Origin of the sequence: Actinoplanes sp. NPDC051633 (genome assembly GCF_040681735.1) — a bacterium.
In the GTDB taxonomy this organism is placed as follows: domain Bacteria; phylum Actinomycetota; class Actinomycetes; order Mycobacteriales; family Micromonosporaceae; genus Actinoplanes.
The window spans coordinates 1-1,173 of the sequence record NZ_JBFAZH010001742.1 but is presented as its reverse complement, the minus strand read 5'-3'; the positions used below and the strand labels follow the sequence as shown (position 1 = coordinate 1,173).

Here is a 1,173-nt window from a genome sequence, read left to right as displayed (position 1 = left end):
GACGCCGCCGCCGGGCGTGCCGAGCGGGTCGCCCGGGTCCTGCGGGTGCAGGCCGACCGGCACACCGACGTCGACCGTGCGCGGGCCGGCGACATCGTCGCGCTGGCCGGGGTCAAGAACGCCCGGGCCGGTACGACGCTGTCCACCCGGGAGCATCCGGTGCTGCTCGAGGCCCCGCGCATCGCCGAGCCGGTGATGTCGGTCGCGGTCGAGCCGCGCGACCGCGCCGACGGGCAACGCCTGCCGATGGTGCTGGCCACCCTGGTGGACGAGGACCCGTCGCTGACCGTTCGCACCGATGCGGAGACCGGGCAGACGCTGCTGTCCGGGCTCGGTGAACTGCACCTGGAGGTGGCCGTGGAGAAGCTGCGCCGGACCAGCGGCGTGCACCTGGCCGTCGGCCGCCCGCAGGTCACCTATCGGGAGACCGTCGTGCGTGGCGTCACCGGCGTGCGTTACCGGCACGTCAAGCAGGACGGCGGCGCCGGCCAGTTCGCCGACGTCACGCTGAGTGTGGAGCCCGGCGACGGGTTCACATCGGCGGTGACCGGCGGCCGGGTTCCGGCGGAGTACGTGCGAGCGGTCGAAGCGGGTTGCCGGGAGGCCCTGGCCGACGGCCCGATCGGCGGCCACCCGGTCGTCGGCGTGCACGTGACGCTGGTGGACGGCGGCACGCACGTGAAGGACTCGTCGGAGATGGCGTTCCGGGCGGCCGGCCGGTTCGGGCTGCGGGCGGCCCTGGCGGCGTGCGAGATGGCGCTGCTGGAACCGGTCGCCGAGGTGACGGTCACCGCGCCGGCCGAGAGCCTGGGCGCGGTGCTCGGTGACCTGTCCGCTCGCCGCGGCCAGATCACCGACACGACCGAGAGCACGGTGACGGCGACCGTGCCGCTGGCCGAGCTGTTCGGGTACGCGACCGAGCTGCGCAGCCGCACCCACGGCCGTGGTTCCTTCACGAGCAGGCCCGCGGGCTATCGCGGATCGGACGGCTGTGGTAGACCGATATCGATGTAACGACTCGGAAACTGAGGAGTTCGCCGTGGCTGTGCCGATCACCCGTCGTTCCGTTCTGGCCGCGGGTGCGGGCGCCGCCGCGGGCCTGCTCGTGAAGGAACCACGGCCGTGGGTGCGGCTGCGCAGCTCGGTCGCGTACCCGAACAGCTCGGCCAGCGG

At 73.8% G+C, this 1,173-nt stretch carries 1 pseudogene; it reads left to right on the top strand.

What is annotated here, in order from left to right:
- Positions 1 to 1,014, top strand: a pseudogene (fusA, locus tag AB0M20_RS44815) (elongation factor G); the annotation flags it as partial.
- Positions 1,015 to 1,173: the final 159 nt, after the last annotated feature.